The 16258-nt window shown below is 60.8% G+C and carries 14 protein-coding genes; 4 read left to right on the forward strand and 10 right to left on the reverse strand.

What is annotated here, in order from left to right; translation table 11 throughout:
- Positions 1-28: 28 nt before the first annotated feature.
- Complete coding sequence (locus AC13Q5_RS16740; RefSeq protein WP_244557862.1) at positions 29-607, reverse strand: Lrp/AsnC family transcriptional regulator; 579 nt, start codon at positions 605-607, stop codon at positions 29-31.
- On the opposite strand from AC13Q5_RS16740, the gene AC13Q5_RS16745 reads away from it, so the two are divergent.
- Positions 606-1535 carry a LysR substrate-binding domain-containing protein gene (locus AC13Q5_RS16745; RefSeq protein WP_075853875.1) on the forward strand — a complete coding sequence of 310 codons (930 nt, stop codon included), beginning with the start codon at positions 606-608 and terminating at the stop codon, positions 1533-1535. The genes AC13Q5_RS16740 and AC13Q5_RS16745 overlap by 2 nt on opposite strands.
- Here the strand turns inward: AC13Q5_RS16745 and AC13Q5_RS16750 are convergent.
- Together AC13Q5_RS16750 and AC13Q5_RS16755 are read right to left on the reverse strand one after the other, a co-directional pair.
- Positions 1526-3277 carry a thiamine pyrophosphate-binding protein gene (locus AC13Q5_RS16750; RefSeq protein WP_488502483.1) on the reverse strand — a complete coding sequence of 584 codons (1752 nt, stop codon included), beginning with the start codon at positions 3275-3277 and terminating at the stop codon, positions 1526-1528. The genes AC13Q5_RS16745 and AC13Q5_RS16750 overlap by 10 nt on opposite strands.
- 315 nt (positions 3278-3592) lie before the next feature.
- Positions 3593-4675, reverse strand: coding sequence for a LacI family DNA-binding transcriptional regulator (locus AC13Q5_RS16755; protein WP_457878825.1), 1083 nt, complete (start codon positions 4673-4675; stop codon positions 3593-3595).
- 186 nt (positions 4676-4861) lie between these two features.
- On the opposite strand from AC13Q5_RS16755, the gene AC13Q5_RS16760 reads away from it, so the two are divergent.
- From AC13Q5_RS16760 to AC13Q5_RS16770, 3 genes are all read left to right on the forward strand, one after another.
- Positions 4862-5689: an ABC transporter substrate-binding protein gene (locus tag AC13Q5_RS16760; protein ID WP_457878826.1), complete on the forward strand. Its 828-nt coding sequence runs from the start codon at positions 4862-4864 to the stop codon at positions 5687-5689.
- A 67-nt stretch (positions 5690-5756) separates the two neighbouring features.
- Positions 5757-7283, forward strand: coding sequence for an amino acid ABC transporter permease/ATP-binding protein (locus tag AC13Q5_RS16765; RefSeq protein WP_488502484.1), 1527 nt, complete (start codon positions 5757-5759; stop codon positions 7281-7283).
- Positions 7284-7352: 69 nt separating this feature from the next.
- A complete protein-coding gene (locus tag AC13Q5_RS16770; protein ID WP_488502485.1) occupies positions 7353-8480 on the forward strand; it encodes an NAD(P)/FAD-dependent oxidoreductase in 1128 nt (375 codons plus the stop codon).
- Between the two features lie 187 nt (positions 8481-8667).
- Here AC13Q5_RS16770 and AC13Q5_RS16775 read toward each other — a convergent pair whose 3' ends face one another.
- The 7 genes from AC13Q5_RS16775 to AC13Q5_RS16805 all read right to left on the reverse strand — a co-directional run bounded on the left by AC13Q5_RS16775 (position 8668) and on the right by AC13Q5_RS16805 (position 16246).
- The gene (locus tag AC13Q5_RS16775) at positions 8668-9990 is read right to left on the reverse strand and encodes an NAD(P)/FAD-dependent oxidoreductase (RefSeq protein ID WP_488502486.1); all 1323 of its coding nucleotides are present in this window, start codon (positions 9988-9990) and stop codon (positions 8668-8670) included.
- Between the two features lie 9 nt (positions 9991-9999).
- Positions 10000-10899, reverse strand: a complete 900-nt coding sequence (locus AC13Q5_RS16780; protein ID WP_457878830.1) for an ABC transporter permease — start codon at positions 10897-10899, stop codon at positions 10000-10002.
- A 10-nt stretch (positions 10900-10909) separates the two neighbouring features.
- Positions 10910-11860, reverse strand: a complete 951-nt coding sequence (locus tag AC13Q5_RS16785) for an ABC transporter permease (protein WP_075853883.1) — start codon at positions 11858-11860, stop codon at positions 10910-10912.
- 78 nt (positions 11861-11938) lie between these two features.
- Positions 11939-13612 (reverse strand): peptide ABC transporter substrate-binding protein, encoded by a 1674-nt coding sequence (locus AC13Q5_RS16790; RefSeq protein ID WP_075853884.1) that lies wholly within the window; start codon positions 13610-13612, stop codon positions 11939-11941.
- Between the two features lie 87 nt (positions 13613-13699).
- A complete protein-coding gene (locus AC13Q5_RS16795) occupies positions 13700-15031 on the reverse strand; it encodes an NAD(P)/FAD-dependent oxidoreductase (protein WP_488502487.1) in 1332 nt (443 codons plus the stop codon).
- 2 nt (positions 15032-15033) lie between these two features.
- Positions 15034-15738 carry an SDR family NAD(P)-dependent oxidoreductase gene (locus AC13Q5_RS16800; protein ID WP_488502488.1) on the reverse strand — a complete coding sequence of 235 codons (705 nt, stop codon included), beginning with the start codon at positions 15736-15738 and terminating at the stop codon, positions 15034-15036.
- Between the two features lie 25 nt (positions 15739-15763).
- Positions 15764-16246, reverse strand: a complete 483-nt coding sequence (locus tag AC13Q5_RS16805; RefSeq protein ID WP_075853886.1) for a MarR family winged helix-turn-helix transcriptional regulator — start codon at positions 16244-16246, stop codon at positions 15764-15766.
- Positions 16247-16258: the final 12 nt, after the last annotated feature.

The following is a 16258-nucleotide window of genomic DNA, read 5'->3' on the forward strand; positions in this document are numbered from 1 at the left end:
GGTCGTATCCCAGTTGATTGTTCGTTCCCTATTGCGCCTTGCGGGCGATCAATGCGTTTTCGCGATTGATTTTGTTGGAAAGCACGACCGAATAGGTCACGCTTTCGATTTCTTCGATCCGGGCAAGCTCTTCGATGAGTGCTTCCAGATCTTCCAAAAAATTGACGTTCACACGGCAGAGAATGTTGGCCGGGCCGCTGATTGCATCGGCGGTCGAGATCTCGGGATAGCCGCGCAATAGTGCAAACAGCCTTTGCGTAGCGCGCAAGGCGGTGGTGATGAAGATATAGGCTGAAACGCTTTGATCGATCTCGCGGCGACCCACGATCGCGCGATAGCCAAGGATGACGCCGCGACGTTCCAGCCGCTCGATACGCTCCTGGACACTTGAGCGCGCGAGGCCGACACGTCGAGCCAATTCACTGGCTGTCATGCGTGCGTTTTCCTCCAGCATGCTGAGCAGATTGCGATCAATGCTGTCGCCGTAGTCCATGTCGTTCCCACTTTCTTTTGCGGGAAGACTGGGGCCAAACTTTCCCAAAGAAAAGCATTGAAAAATGGGTTCTTCATGACTTTTATTCATGTTGATCAACAGGAGCTTCGTCATGCGTCGTTTTCTCCCATCCTTGAGCGCCCTGCATGCATTCGATGCATCCGTGCGTCACCTGAGCTTTACCAAGGCTGCCGAGGACATGGGGATCACGCAAAGCGGCATCAGCCGGCAGATAAAAAACCTTGAGGATTTTCTTGGCCTTACCCTGTTCGAGCGAGCCGGCCCGAAACTGATCCTGACGGAGGAGGGCGCGCGTTATTATGATGAGATTTCGCGCCTCCTCGACAAGCTGGAAGATGTCTCCATCGATGCCGTCCGCGGTCGAAAGGCGCAGAGCATGCTGAAGATCGGCTTTCCGCCGACATTGATGCGGCGCTGGGGCGCGGCGATGCTGACTGCCTTTGCAACCGCGCATCCTCAAACATGGTTCGAGGTGTATCCCTGCCGCCACGACCTCGATTTCGCGGCATCCGAGCTGGATCTTGCGTTTGTGCGCGGTACAGGCAATTGGAGCGGCGCGCGCAGCCAGTTGCTCTTTGACGAGGAGTTGATCGTGGTTGGCGCGCCGAAACTGGTGCCGTTGCAAGGCTTGCCAAGCGACGAGGCTCTGCTGGAATATCCGCTGATTCAGAATTCCAGTCGCCCGAGCCTGTGGCTGCATTGGCTGCGAGGGGCGGGCGTGCACTACAAGAGCCGTATCTACGGTCCGCGCTTGCCGAACTTCGATATGATCCTCGAATGCGCCATCGGCGGCATGGGGCTGGCAGTCGTTCCCGAGCTCCATGTGCGCACCGAACTGGCCGCGGGGATTCTGAAGCCCGCTCTAAACAGGCTTCAGACGTCGGGCGAGGGTTTTTATCTCTGTTTCCCGCAGGCACGGATGAACTCGGCCAATGTGCGAATCTTCCGCGATTGGTTCGCCACCGAATTCACCCGCCGGCGGCAATTCTTGCCCCCGGCGTTTCCTTTAGATCAAAAATAGGCCTTCTCTACCGGCTGCAGTTCGAGAGGGTCTTCTCCCCGTTTCAACAGCCAGGAATAGACCGGAGGTACCCGGTCTGCGATGGATTCGACATGCACGTCGATGAAGCACGGCCCGTCGCCGTAGGCAAAGGCGGCTGCGAGCGCGCCATCGAGTTCCGAAGCCGTTTTGGCTGTCCACGCCTTGAGACCATATGCCTCCGCGATTGCCTGACCGCGGGGTGCCAGAAAATCCACGCCAAAGCACTGATTGTGGCCCTTGAGCCGGTGGAGGCCCTTGATCCAGCCGAACGTCCCATTGTTGAAGAGGAGAAGGATCGCCGGCACTTGCAAGCGCACCAGCGTTTCCAGTTCGCCGACCGTCATGCCGAACGATCCGTCACCGAAAAGACCGATCGGCCTCTTGGACGGATCGGCTCGCCAGGCTCCGACTGTGGCGGGAAGCGCCGAACCGAGGCCACCAAAGGCACGTGGTATGGCAAAGCGGGTCTCGCGGTCATTGATTTTGAGGAAGCGCGTCATGTAGGGGGTCGGCGTTCCGGCGTCGGAGTAGATAAGTGCAGGTCTGCCGGAAGATTGCAGGGCCTGATTGAAAGCGCGCACGGCGCGCTCGGGTCGCAGTGGAACGCGTTCGTCAGAAAGCGCCTCCTCCGCATGCTCCCAAAAGATTTGCCGGCGCCGGTTGAGTTCTCTGACCCAGGTTTCGTGCCGGGAGGGCTCGATGGCCGCTCTCAACTGCAGCAACTCCTTGAGGACCAGCAGGGCATCTCCCTGAATGGACAGCAGATTCTCATAGTTGTTTGCCATGATCTCGGGCGAGATGTCGATTTGGGCCAGCCGCCTGTTGAGGGTGATCCGCGGGAAGGTCCAGCCGATGGTGACGACCGAGCCAATGCGCGAGCCCACGAACAGCGTGAAATCGGAATGTTCAAGCGCCCAGTTCGCATGGGGATGATATCCGTTGTCGCCGATGACGCCGATTGCGAGACGATGGTCGTCGTCGATTGCGCCCTGGCCGGTCATCGTCGTGCACATCGGCACGTTGAATTTCTCGGCAAGCCGCGTGATCTCGTCGCCCGCGCGGCCGCGGTTGACCCCACCCCCTGCCACGATCAGCGGCCGCTCGGCCCTGGAAAGGAGCTCCAGCAGCTCTTCGAGTTTCGCGCGCGGCGGCAGCGTCGGATAGGCCGGGAACGTTCGGCATTCCTCCTCGACATGCAGGGATATCCGCGTCAGGTCTACCTCGGCCAGCAGCATGTCCTCGGGAATCTGCAGATGCACGGCGCCGGGTTTGCCGGAGCAGGCGACACGAAAGGCGCGGCGGATGATTTCGGGCAGTTTCTCCGGTGTCTTCACCTGCACGGACAGCTTCGTGACTGGTTCGAACAGTTTCGCGCAGTCCAATTCCGTCAGGACGCCGCGTCCTTCGCCCGGCAATGGAATGTCGATGGTCAGGAGGATTACCGGCACCGACGATCCGTTCGATTCCGCGACCGGCGGCAACGAATACATCGCGCCTGCGCCCGACGGGCATTCGAACACGCCAGGCTTGTTGGTAAACCGCCCGTAAGCGTCCGCCATGAAGCCGGCAGAGCGCTCATCGCGGGCCATCACATGCCGTATTTCGCCTTCCCGGTGCTGGAGCGCTTCATAGAGCGGCACGTTGGTATCCCCGGGGACACCAAAGATCGTATCAACCCCGTATCCAATGAGCATATCTACCAGAATGTCCGCACCGCGCATTCGTTTCTCCCGTGTCTCGCTGCGATGATCAGGATAATGGAGCGGAGGTTTGCCGGGGACCGGCAAATCGGCGGCTTGAAGTGGCGCTAGCCGTCGATCTGCCGGCCCGATCCCTGAGTTTGCATGGGGCATAGTGAGCCAAGCGCGTTGCAATCATGAAGCTGTTAGGCAAGGGAAGTGCTATGAAAACATCCGCAATAGTGAGATTGCGGCTGCGGCAATCCTATGTTCCCATCCTGTTTGGTTCTATTTCCGCGTCCCGCTCAGCCTGTGCGTGATCGAGGACATCCGCCCCGCGGCTTACGATGCGAAGCGTTATTGATCGTTGCTGCGAGATGGTGAGGCGACCGATCCGCGCTTGATCAGCCCTGTTTTGATGACAGTTCGCTCGACAGGCAAATCCTTGCCGTTCAGCCGCGAGATCAGACGCTCGGCCGCCTTCTTGCCCATCTCGTAGACAGGCTGGTCGACGACGGTAATCGGCGGTGTCGTGACGGTCGTCCAGTCCGCATCCAGGAAGGAGATCATCGATATATCGCGCGGTATGGACAATCCCAGTGTCTGCAAGGTCTTGAAGATCCTAAGCCCGACGAGACTGTCCGACGCGATGAGGGCGGTCGGAGGGGCCGCATCCTGCAGCAGGCTCTTGACGACACCATCTGTCTTTGGCTGATCGGTTGCGCCGAGCCGCACGTAATAGCGTGCTTTCGCAATGCCAGCATCAGCCTGTTCCTTCAGCACGCCCTCAACGCGCTCTCGAACCGCAGAATTGGAAATGCTGCGGCTGTCATCGAGGAATTCGCTTTCGGTATCCATGGCCGATATATAGGCAATCCGCCTGTGCCCCGTGTCGAGAAGATGGCGGGTTGCAATCATGGCGGCGTCGAGGTCATCGCCGGTCACAGCGTCGACGCCGAGTGCTGGAATGTTCCGGTCAAAGAGAACGAGAGGCACGCCGACGCGGCGTATGTCCTGAAGATGCTCCATCCGGTCGCAGCGCGCCGGCGTCACGATCAGTCCATCGACGCGCTTTCCGATCAGCAGGTCGACCGCTGACTTTTCCGCATCGAGTTCCTCGCCCGAATTGGCGATGATGACGTTGAAACCGGCCATGCGCGCGACGTCGCTGATCCCTCTGACGGCAAGGCTGAAAAAGGCGTTTTCGATATCGCCGACCACGACGCCGATGATGCCGGATTTGCCCGTTGTCATGCTGCGGGCGAGTTCGTTCGGCCGGTATTCGAGTGCCGCAGCAGCGGCAAGCACCTGCTCGCGAACCTTGTCGCTGACGACGCCATAGCCGCCGAGCACGCGGGCAGCCGTGGCCTTCGAGACATTGGCTGCCCTGGCAACATCGGCGACTGTAACGGAGCGTTTCGAGGTGAGGGGCTCTTCCATTCGATGACGATTACAAGAGTTGTTGACGGACGGTCAATCTGAAGTTAACAAATAGCATTGAGACCGGTCTCTTTTTGCATGATACCGGTCTCTTGTCCAGATAATCTCTTGCCGATATGTGGTCGGGGAAATCGGACGCGCATGCACGAATGCCGATAAGAGCATCCTTCAGAGCGGAGAACGAACATGAAATTATTCAGCATTTTCTCGGCCATCGCCGCGCCGTTGCGCGCCGGCGCGCTGGCCTATCTCGTCGCGGCAAGCGTCGGCCCGGCGGTCGCGGCCGACAATCCCTACAATCTGATCGATCCGAGCGTCATCAGCGTCGGCACGATGGGAGATTCCAAGCCCTACACCTTCACGACGGCCGATGGTCAATTCACCGGCTTCGATATCGAACTCTTCCTGAATGTTGTTTCCCGCATGGGTTTCCCCAAGGACAAGGTGACGTTCACCGGTCAGGAGTTTTCGGCCCTGCTGCCGTCGGTCGCCAACCAGCGCTTCGACGTCGCCGTAGCCGCAATCGGAACGACCGACGCACGCAAGAAGACGGTCGATTTCTCCGACGGCTATCTCGCCGGCTACCTGTCGGTTCTGACATCGGATGCTTCGATCAAGGATGCAAGCGGCCTCAAGGGCAAGCGCCTCGGTGTCGTGCAGGGCACCCTGCAGGAGATCTATGCCACGAAGAACTTCGCCGGCACCGATCTCGTCAAATTTCCGGACAACAATTCTGCCGTGGCGGCGCTGAACAACGGCACCATCGACGCACATTTCCTCGATTATGAGGCAGCCAAACAATATGGCGAGCGCTATCCCGCGCTGAAGATCGCGGTGAATATTCCGTCCTTCGACGCGCCTGCAGGCTTCGTCATCCACAAGGGCAACGACGCCTTCCGCCTGGCGCTCAACAAGGCACTGCACGAAGCCATGCAGGACGGCACCTGGAAGACGCTCTATGAGAAGTGGTTCCCCGGCTCGCCGATGCCTGACCAATATCTTCCCAAGAAGTAAGGCCGCGCCGCCGTCCGGTTGCCGGGCGGCGGTATTTCGCTGCCTGGTGAATTTCATGGGGAATTGAATGGATTGGCTTGAAAACCTCCGTCGCAGCTTCCTGGATTGGGATGCGATGGCCGAAGTCCTGCCGAGCATGATTACGGTCGGACTGAAGAACACACTCATCCTGGCGGCAGCCTCCACCGTGCTCGGCGTCGTCATCGGCATGGTATTGGCCGTCATGGGCATCTCGCAGTCACGTTGGCTGCGTCTGCCGGCGCGCATCTATACCGATATCTTTCGCGGCCTGCCGGCGATCGTGACGATTCTCATCATCGGCCAGGGCTTTGCCCGCATCGGCCGCGAGATCTTTGGTCCGTCGCCCTTTCCGCTCGGGATCATCGCGCTCAGCCTGATCGCAGGCGCCTATATCGGCGAGATCTTTCGATCGGGCATTCAAAGCGTCGAGAGAGGTCAGATGGAAGCCTGCCGCGCGCTTAGCATGAGTTACGGGCAGGGGATGCGGCTGATCGTCATCCCGCAAGGGGTACGGCGCGTCCTGCCGGCGCTCGTCAACCAGTTCATCGGCAACGTCAAGGATTCGAGCCTTGTCTATTTTCTGGGGCTGCTGGCCTCCGAGCGTGAGATCTTCCGCGTCGGCCAGGATCAAGCAGTGGTTACAGGCAATCTCTCGCCTTTGCTGTTGGCCGGTGTCTTCTATCTGGTGATCACCGTGCCGCTGACGCATCTCGTCAACTATATCGACGCGCGTCTGCGTCTTGGGCGTCAGGGTCGCGGTTCCGGCGCTACGAGCGGTCTTGCCGAGGTCGGCGAATTGGAAGCGGCTTCAGGCGCGCAGACGCCGCGGGATACTGCGCCACGCTTCAAGGGTGGCACCGTCAGTATCCGCGATCTCAGCATGTCCTATGGTGATCTCGAAGTACTGAAGGGCATCGATCTCGATATAGCGAGAGGCACGGTGACCTGCGTCATCGGGCCATCCGGCTCGGGCAAATCGACGCTGCTGCGGTGTCTGAACCGGCTGGTGGAGCCGAAGCGCGGCGCCATCGAGCTCGATGGCGAAAGCATCCTGTCCATGAAACCGGAAAGTCTGCGTCGCCGCGTCGGCATGGTGTTCCAGCATTTCAATCTTTTTCCGGACCACACGGCGCTTGAAAACGTCATGCTGTCGCTGACGAAGATCAAGGGGATGCCGAAGGGCGAGGCGCGGCGGATTGCCGAGACCCGCCTTGCGGAAGTGGGGCTTGCCGGGCGCAAGGATCACCGCCCCGCCGGTCTTTCCGGCGGCCAGCAGCAGCGCGTCGCCATCGCCCGCGCTCTTGCCATGGATCCGGAAGTCGTCCTCTTCGATGAGGTCACGAGCGCACTCGATCCGGAGCTGGTGAAGGGGGTTCTCGACCTGATGGCCAGTCTCGGGCGCCAGGGCATGACCATGGCGGTCGTTACCCACGAGATGGGGTTTGCCCGCAAGGTTGCCGACCAGGTCGTCTTCATGGATGAAGGCCGCATCGTTGAAGCCGGCCCACCGCAACAGATCTTCGACAATCCACAAAGCGAGCGGCTGAAACGCTTCCTCGCCGAGGTGCTTTGATAAACAGGGCCGGCGAGAATTAAGACGGCCCTTCGATCGCAACGTTCCCTACTGACAAGGTTTTCCAACATGCATGCTCCCACTCGTCCTGCGAAAGTCGTTGTTGTCGGCGGCGGTATCTTCGGGGTTTCCTGTGCCGTTCATCTGGCGCGGCTTGGCGTTCAGACAACGTTGATCAACGACGGCCCGCTGGCAAATGGCGCATCGGGCCGCTCGCTCGCCTGGCTCAATTCTGCGAGGCGCCGCTCCGATGCCTATCATCGGTTGCGTCTGGCCGGCATCGACCGCTATCGCACACTTTCCGCCAGATATCCTGATGCGGCATGGCTGCGTTTTGACGGTGGCCTGACGTGGGATGCCGACGAAGCCGATAACGACATCGCCGCCGTCTTCGATTACGAGCGTGATCTTGGCTATCACGCGCAATTGCTGACGCCGGGTCAGATTGCGAAAGCGACGCCGGGCGTCGACCCTCGTTCTGTGACGCGGCAGGGTGCTATCTTCAATCCGGGCGAAGGCTGGGTCGATCTGCCATCCCTGATCGGCATCCTTGCCGAGGAGTTCCGGTCTTTGGGCGGCGAAATCGTCACCGATGCCGGCCGGGCGGCTGTCAAGGTAGAGGATGGCCGCGCCCGTGGCGTCACGACTGCGAGTGGCACCCGTTGGGCGGCCGATGCTGTCTTGCTGGCGGCAGGTGGCGAGGTGCCGGCAATCGTTGCGGAAGCCGGCCCGCACATCGGCGACGATACGCCGATCGCGCTTCTCGTTCGGACGAAACCAATCAAGCATCCGCTGAAGGCCGTGCTGAATACGCCGCGCGTTGCCATCCGCCCGACCCCTGAGGGCGCCTTTGCGCTGGATTCAGCCTGGTCGGAAGAAGAGGTCATCGTAAAGGCCGATGGTAGCTACGAAATCAAGCCTTCGACACTCGAAGGGTTGCTGCAGGAAGCCTCGAAGGTGCTGGAAGGAAATCCGAAGCTCGAAATCGGCGACTATGGCGTCGGTCCCAAGCCCATCCCTGGCGACGGCGAGCCGGTTTTCGGCGAATTGCAGACGATCCCGGGCTATTTCGTTGCATTCAGCCATAGTGGCGCCACTCTTGGCCTGATCGCCGGCGAACTGCTCGCCGACGAGATCGCTACTGGCAAGCGTCATCCGCTTCTGGCCGCCTTCCGACCGGAACGCTTCGCCAGATAGTTTGATCGGAAAGGCAACCGACACGTCCAAGGGTGTCCGTGAAGGCGAACAATCGATCTTCACGGCTAAGCCGTTGCAGCTTGCCGACGTTCAGGCCGGGCGGCAGATCGACATGATCGAATATGTTGCAATCTCGCCAGGGCATCGACCCCCTGCCTTCTCCCAATACCGAGGATGTGGGTGGTGGTCAGGCATGCGGCGGCAGGGGGGCGCGGGCCAGCTTCGTCTTTATCCAATCCGAAATACGATAATAGCGCAGCGTAAGCTTCGGACCGTAATTCATATAGAAAGGGGCCGCCGAAAGCGGCTCCAGCTTCAGCGACAGATCCTTTTCCGGTACGCCGCTGGCCCATTCCGACAGGATGCCGCCGAGCATGCTGCCCGTCGGCACGCCGCGGCCGGACAGGCCAGTCAGCGCCACGACGCCCGGTGCCAGGTCGTAGAGGCGGGGAATGGTGCGGTATTGCATGTCCAGCTCGCCAAACCAGAAATATTCCCAGCGGATCTCCTGTTTGATCTGCGGATGCAGCCATTTGAGCCGGTCGCTCATGACCTGTCGCGTATAATCCATGTCGCGGCCGCGCCGTCCCATCGGGAACATGGAGGCGACGATCCGACCTTCGGCATTGTATTTGTAGACATAGATATCGCCACGCCCATCATGGATGGTGGTGTTGCGCGGCAGCACCGACAGTCGCTCGTCGTCGGAAAGCGGCTGGGTAGCGGCGACGAAGACTCTCTGGATCTTGAAGGTCTGGTCCAGTTTCGGCCAGCCACCGACGGTATAGGCGCCTGTCGCGAAGATCACCTTGTCGGCGATGACCTTCCCCTTCGGCGTGCTGATCGCCCAGCCACCCGCTTCGCGCTCGCATCCGATCACCGGCGAGTTGGTGTGAATGACGCCGCCTTCCTGGAGGACTGCGCGCGCAAGGCCCCGGGAATAGCCAAGGGGATTGAGATGCCCCGCCTCCTCATGCAGCCAGCCGCCGTGGAAGCGCGGGCTGCCGGTGATCGCGGCAACCTCGTCCCTGCCGATGGCCCGGGTTTTGGCGCCGACGGCGTTGTAGGTGCGAACCTTCTCCTCGATCGTCTTCATCAGGCCGGGGTAGAGCGCGCCCATGACATAGCCGTTCTGCTGCCATTCGCATTGGATCTGGTACTGCCGGATCATGCTGGAGACCCGGTCGTTGGCACGCGTCTGCCGGGCGATCAACCGTTCCGCCCAGGGCTGGCCCAGCATGGAGCGCAGCTCCGGCAGACTGTAATGGGTGAAGGTTGGGGTGCAGTGCCCGGCATTGCGGCCAGAGCCGCCGAAGCCGACTTCCTCTTTTTCGAGCAGCACGACGCTTGTGCCGCTCTTCGCAAGCTCGAGAGCGGTGGTCAGTCCCGTATAGCCGCCGCCAACGATGCAGACATCGGCTTTGATCGTGCCCTGCAGCTCCGCGGTCGCGGGTGCAGGGGCGGCAGTGGCATACCACAGGGTTGTTTTGAACGGCGAGAATTTCGTCATCCCACATCCTCAGTGCAGATCGCTGCGGGCATCGAGCGCATCGCGCAGGCCGTCGCCGATGAAGTTGAAGCTGGTGACGGCGAGCGTGATGGCGACGCCCGGGACGATGGCCAGCCATGGTGCGCTGGCGAGATATTGTTGGGCGCCGTTCAGCATATTGCCCCAGCTCGGGAGTGGTGGCTGGATGCCGTAGCCGAGGAAGCTGACATAGGCTTCAAGCAGGATGGCGCGGGCCACCGTCAGCGTGGCGGCGACGATGATCGGGCCGATGGCGTTCGGCAGCAATTCGCGAAACATGATCCATCTGTTGGTGAGGCCGAGCATGCGCGCGGCGAGCACGAAATCGCGTTCGCGCAGCGATCGCACCTCCGCCTCGACGATGCGAGCGGTCTCCATCCAGCTCGTTACCGCGATGATGACGGTGATCATGAAAGGGCTCGGCTTGATGAAGGCGGCCAGCGTCAGCAGCAGGAAGATGCTGGGAAAGGACAGAAAGGCATCGACGAAGCGCATCAGCAATATCCCGATGCGCCCGCCATAATAGCCGGCGACAACGCCGATCACCGTGCCGATCAAGGTGCTGAGCACCATCGCGAAGAAGCCGACGAGCAGCGAAATCCGGCCCGCCATGAACAGGCGCACGGCAACGTCGCGTCCGAGCGGGTCGGTGCCGAAAATATGGTAGCCGGCCGTAAAGGGCGGCGCGAAACGGGCGCGCAGGTCGATATAGAGCTCGTCATAGGGAAGCAGTGACGGCCCGAGCAGACAGGCAAGGACAATGAGCGTGATCATGGCCACGCCGAGGAGTGCGAGCCTGTGGCGGACGAAACGGCGCAAGGTGCGATTTTGCCACCAGCGCGAATGTGAGAATACTGATTGCGAAAGGGTTGCGGGGGAGGAGGAAGACATGGCGTTTCTCCTAACCAAGCCGGACGCGCGGATCGACGAAGGCGACGAGCAGATCCGCAAGCAGATTGCCGATCAGCACGAAGATTGCCGAGAACATCAGCAGGCCCATGACGACGGGGTAGTCGCTGTAGCCGAGGCTGTCGAGGAAAAGCCGCCCCATGCCCGGCCAGGTGAAGACGGTTTCCGCCACCAGAGCGCCGCCGAGGATGGTCGGCAATTGCAAGCCGGCAAGCGTGATCATCGGCAATAGCGCATTGCCGACGACATGGCGCATCAGGACGCGCCTGGGCGAGAGGCCCTTGGCCTTGGCGGTGCGCACGAAATCCTGGTTGATGACCTCGAGCGTGGCGGTGCGCATGTAGCGGCTCCAGACCGCGATGTTGACAAGCGCAAGCACGAGGCTCGGCATGATCAGATGGATCGCATAGTCACCGAGCGAGCCATTGCCGACCGTGTACATGTTGCCGGCCGGCAGCCATTTCAGCTTCAGCGAGAAGATATAGATGGCGACGAGACCGAACCAGAAGGTCGGTATCGACAGCGCCACCATGGCGCCGACGGTGGCGCTGTAATCAAAGATCGAATAGCGGCGGGTGGCTCCCTTGATGCCGATCCAGGTGCCGATCGCGATCGAGATCACCATCGATGTGCCCATCAGCAGCAGCGTGGCGAAGAGATGGCTGAAAATGATCGACAGCACTGGCTGGTTGTCACGATAGGAGCGACCCCAGTCGCCCATCAGCAGGTGTCTCAGCCAGTCGAGATATTGGATTGGCAGCGGCCGGTCGAGGCCCATCTGGGCCGCGATCCTGTCGAGTGCTTCCTTGGTCATGCCTGGCGTCAGCGTATATTGCGACAGCGGACCGCCGGGAGCGAGGGTCAGGACAGCAAAGCCGATCATCGATACGAGGAGCAGCAGCACCAGGCTCTGCCACAGGCGGCTCAGGAGATAGCGCAACATGGCATTCGTCTCCGATGGTTGCGGAATGGGAAGTGACCAGCCCTTCGACGCCTTGGTCGAAGGGCTGGAACAAGCAGCCTATGCCTTGGCCCAATACCAGGTAGCCACATTCCAGCTGTCGATGCGCACGTTGATGTTGGGGGTGACGTTTTCGACCCCCACCTTATGGCCGCGCACGGTCGCATACTGGAACAGCGGCAGGAAGGGCAGGTCGTGGCGCATGATCTCCTGGATTTTCTGGTAGACCTTCTTGCGCTCCTCCGGCACGAAGATCTGGCCACCTTCCGCCAGGAGCTTGTCGACCTCCGGATTGGCATATTGCCAAGAGTTCTGGCCGGCTCCGCCCTTGGCGGTGATCGCCGTGGAGCGGAAATAATCCGAGGTGTCGGGATCGGAGCCGGTCTGGAAGTTGATGCCGACGACGACGGAATCGAACTTCGACATTGTCCAATAGTCGCCCCACATGACCGCCGGCGGCAGGTTGGAGATGGTTAGCTCCACGCCGATATCCTTGAAGGTCTGCTGCATGAACTGCTGCACCTGCTCGCGGATATGATTGCCCGCGGTGGTCGAGTTGGTGAAGGAAAGCCTGACCCCGTCCTTCGCGCGAATGCCGTCGGCACCGGGCTTCCAACCGGCGTCGTCGAGGATTTTCTTAGCCTTGTCCGTGCTGAACTCCTGCTTCGGCAAGTCGGGATTGTAATAGAAGGACTGCTGCGGAATGTAGCTCTCGGTCGGCGTCGGCAGGCCGTAATAGAGCGCATCGATGATCGTCTGCTTGTCGATCGCGTAGTAGAGCGCCTCGCGCACCGCCGGGTCCTTGAACTGTGGCCTCTCCATGTTGAATCCGACGGATTCGACGGTCGCGGCCGGAACGACGGCAACGACCTTGCCATCCAGCCCCTTGGCTTCGTCATAGTGATCCGGCGTGATCCATTGCAGCCCAACGACGTCGATATCGCCGGTCTTGAACTGGGTATATAGAACCGTCAGGTCGGGGATATATTTGTAGACAACGGTTTCAAGATAAGGCCCTTCCCCGAAATAGTCGGTATTGGCCGCAAGCGTGATGTGGTCGCCGGGGACACGCTCGACCCATTTGAACGGGCCGGTGCCGATGGGGGCGTTGTTGAAGGGGGCGGTGTTCTTGTCCTTCTCCGCGCCGAGGATATGCTTCGGCACGATGAAGGTCATGGCGAGGATGGACGGGTAGGGCGCAAACGGCTTTTCCATCCGCCACGTGATTTCCGTCGGCGAGACAACCGTGAGGTCACGCACCAGTTCATGGCCGGTCTTGCGCCAGCTGCGGAAGTTTGGGTCAACCATGAGTTCGAGGGTGAACTTGACGTCCTCGGCGGTGAACGGCGTGCCGTCATGCCACTTTACGCCGTCGCGCAGCTTGATCTTCCAGTTAAGACCATCGGCCGAGATGCCGCCGTTCTCGACCGTCGGGACTTCGGTTGCAAGTGCGGGGGCAAACTTGCCATCCGGGGTCACGGTAAAGAGCGGATCGAAGACGCTGAAATGGATGCCTTCGTCAACTTCGATGTGGATCAGGTGCGGATTGAAGACGGTCGGCTCCTGCGAAAAGCCGATGACAAGCTGGCCGGTCGGCTTGGCGGGTGGTGCCGCGAAAGCTTCGCTGCGACCGAGAATGTTGGGCATGATCAGCCCGGAGGCACCGAGCGCCATCATGGTCAATGCCTGGCGTCGGGTTGGTTTCAGGAGGATGGTGTCATTTGCATCGGACATGATCGTTCCCCTTTTTGTTGGTAGGATTTCGGCTGCTCTGCTCTTTCGTCTCTTTCGTCGTTTTACTGTCTTCCTGGTTCGGACAGGTCAGAAACCACTGATGAGTTCGATCTTCGAACCGTCGTGGAAGCGGGAAAAGCGGAAGTTCTTGCGATCGACCACCGGCGGCTTGCCGGTGACGATGTCGGCCATCAGCCGCCCGGCCGCCGGCCCTATGCCGAAGCCGTGGCCGGAAAAGCCGGTGGCGATATGGAAGCCGGGAATGCTGTCGATCGCATCGATCACCGGCACGGCATCCGGCGTCACGTCGATATAGCCCGCCCAGCGCTGGGCGATCTCGGCCTTCTCGAAAACCGGAAAGGCTTTCTTGAGATTGGCGAGCGCCGCGTTGGAAAGCTTGGTGGAGGGTTTCGGATCGAGGACGCGGCAATATTCGAAGGGACTTGCCTCGTCCATCGCCCAGCGATTGGGAATGCGCGCTTCGTCGAAGAACCGGCCGGAGACACGGAAGTTCAGCGAACGCCACTCCTTTTTCAACGCCGGCAGGAACTTGCCGGCGTATCGGAAGGAGCTCGGCACGATGTCCACGATGTTTTCGTGGCCCGAAGCGATCGTGTAGCCGCCATCCTGGCGCTTGCGCAGGGCAAAGCCGCTCGCCCAGATGGCTTGCTCCGGGCCACCTTCCAGAGGCTTGGTGCGCAACACGGAATTCATCACCTTCAACTGCGGCAGATCGAGCCCGAACATGCCGGCAAACAGGCTGGACCAGGCGCCGCCGGCAAGCACGACGGCCTTGCAGGCGATGGGACCTCGCTCGGTGATGACGCCGGAAATGCGGCCGCCGGCTGTCTCGATGCCGCGCACGGCGCATTCGGTCAGAATGGAAGCTCCCTTGTCGCGAGCGGCCTCGGCAATGGCTGGGGCGGCCCGCTGCGGCTCGGCGCGACCATCGGCGGCGGTAAAGAGCGCTCCCTTGAGGTCCATCTGCGCACCGGGAAAGAGGTTCTTGAATTCGGCGCCGCTGATCATGCGGCTTTCCAGCTGGTAGCCTTCCAGATTGCGGTTCCAGCGCTCGTGATCGGCATATTGCTTGTCGTCTGCGCAGGTGAAAATGATGCCGGCGCGCTTGTAACCGGTGTCGCGGCCGGTACGCTTGTCGAGCGTGCTCCAGATGCGCAGGGCCTCCGCCATGAGAGGCACTTCGCGCGGATCGCGCCTGGAAATGCGCACCCAGCCCCAGTTGCGGCTCGATTGCTCCTGGCCGATGCCCCCTTTCTCGCAAAGCGCGACCCGCAGACCACGTTCGGCCAGTTCCAGCGTCGTCGAGGTGCCGATGATGCCACCGCCGATGACGACGACGTCGACTTCCTTGGGCAGTTCCGCATCCCCTTGAACGGGGACCACATAGGGGCCGGGCATGGTCAGAAAGACTCCTCTAACTGGCAATTGATGGCGAATTCGGCAACGCTTGCCTCGTTCGGCAGGTCGATCAGCATGGAAATGATGCGGGCGAGATCGCGCGGGTCGGTCATGTCGTCATCGGTCCTGGTGGTGACGCTGCGGGCCATGTCGGTGGCGACGAAACCGGGGCAGATGGCGGTTGCGCGAATACCCAGGTCGAATCCGGTATGGCGAAGGGCATGTGCAAGCGCGACGGCCGCGAATTTGGAGACGGCATAGAGCCCGGATTTGGCGGACTTGACCCGCTTGCCCGAGAGCGAGGCGATAATGACGATCCGGCCACGGCCGCTCACCGACAGCGCATTCCAGGCCGATTTCGCCAGCCGGCGCGGGGCCTTGACGTTGATGTCAAGCAGTTCGTCCATGTCGGCATCGTCAGCCTCGATCACGGTCTTTGCGATCATGATGCCGGCATTGGCAACGACCGCGTCGATGCGCCCGAACGTGCGAAGCGTTTCTTCCGCCCAGCGATCCGATGCGTCCGTATCGGCGGCGTCATAGGCAAAGACGCCAACGCGCGTTGCGTCCGCCCAGTCAGGCATTTCAGGGCGGCGCATACCGAGCGAGAGCCGCCATCCCTTGGCGGCAAGTTCCTTGGCGAGTGCGGCACCGATCCCCCGGCTGGCACCGGATATCATTGCGACCCGTTCCTCACTGATACTCATGCCCGCTCTCCCATGGTTCGCCGGCTCACGATTGCGCGACGATGCGCCGGTAGGTCCTGCGCAATATGTCGATCAGCAGCCTGTGTTCTTCGTCGGTGATGTCGGAAAAGAATTCGCGTGATTGTTTGGTGACGATGGCACGCACGCGTTTTGCCAGTTCGTGACCTTTTTCCGTGATGTAGAGTTCCTGTGCGCGGCTGTCGTCCACCGACGTCTCGCGCGTAAGGAGATCATGTGCCTCCATCTGCTCGATCAGCCTGCCGGTCGCCGAGCGGTCTTTCAGGATAAGTTGGGCAATGGTGGAAGGCCGGATTCCCGGATTGTCGTCGACCAGGAACAGGGTGGTGATTTTTCCCGTTCCCCGCGCCACGTCCAGGCCTTCGAGCTTTTCATCCAGATCGCGCGAGACGGCGAGATTGATGCTGCGGATATAAAAGCTCAGCGTATCCTCCAGGACGTCGATATCGATATCCTTCACGGACGTTGGCGGGGCCTTGGTCGGCGGCATGGCTCGGAACCC

It is taken from the genome of Martinezella sp. CNPSo 3964 (genome assembly GCF_057784375.1).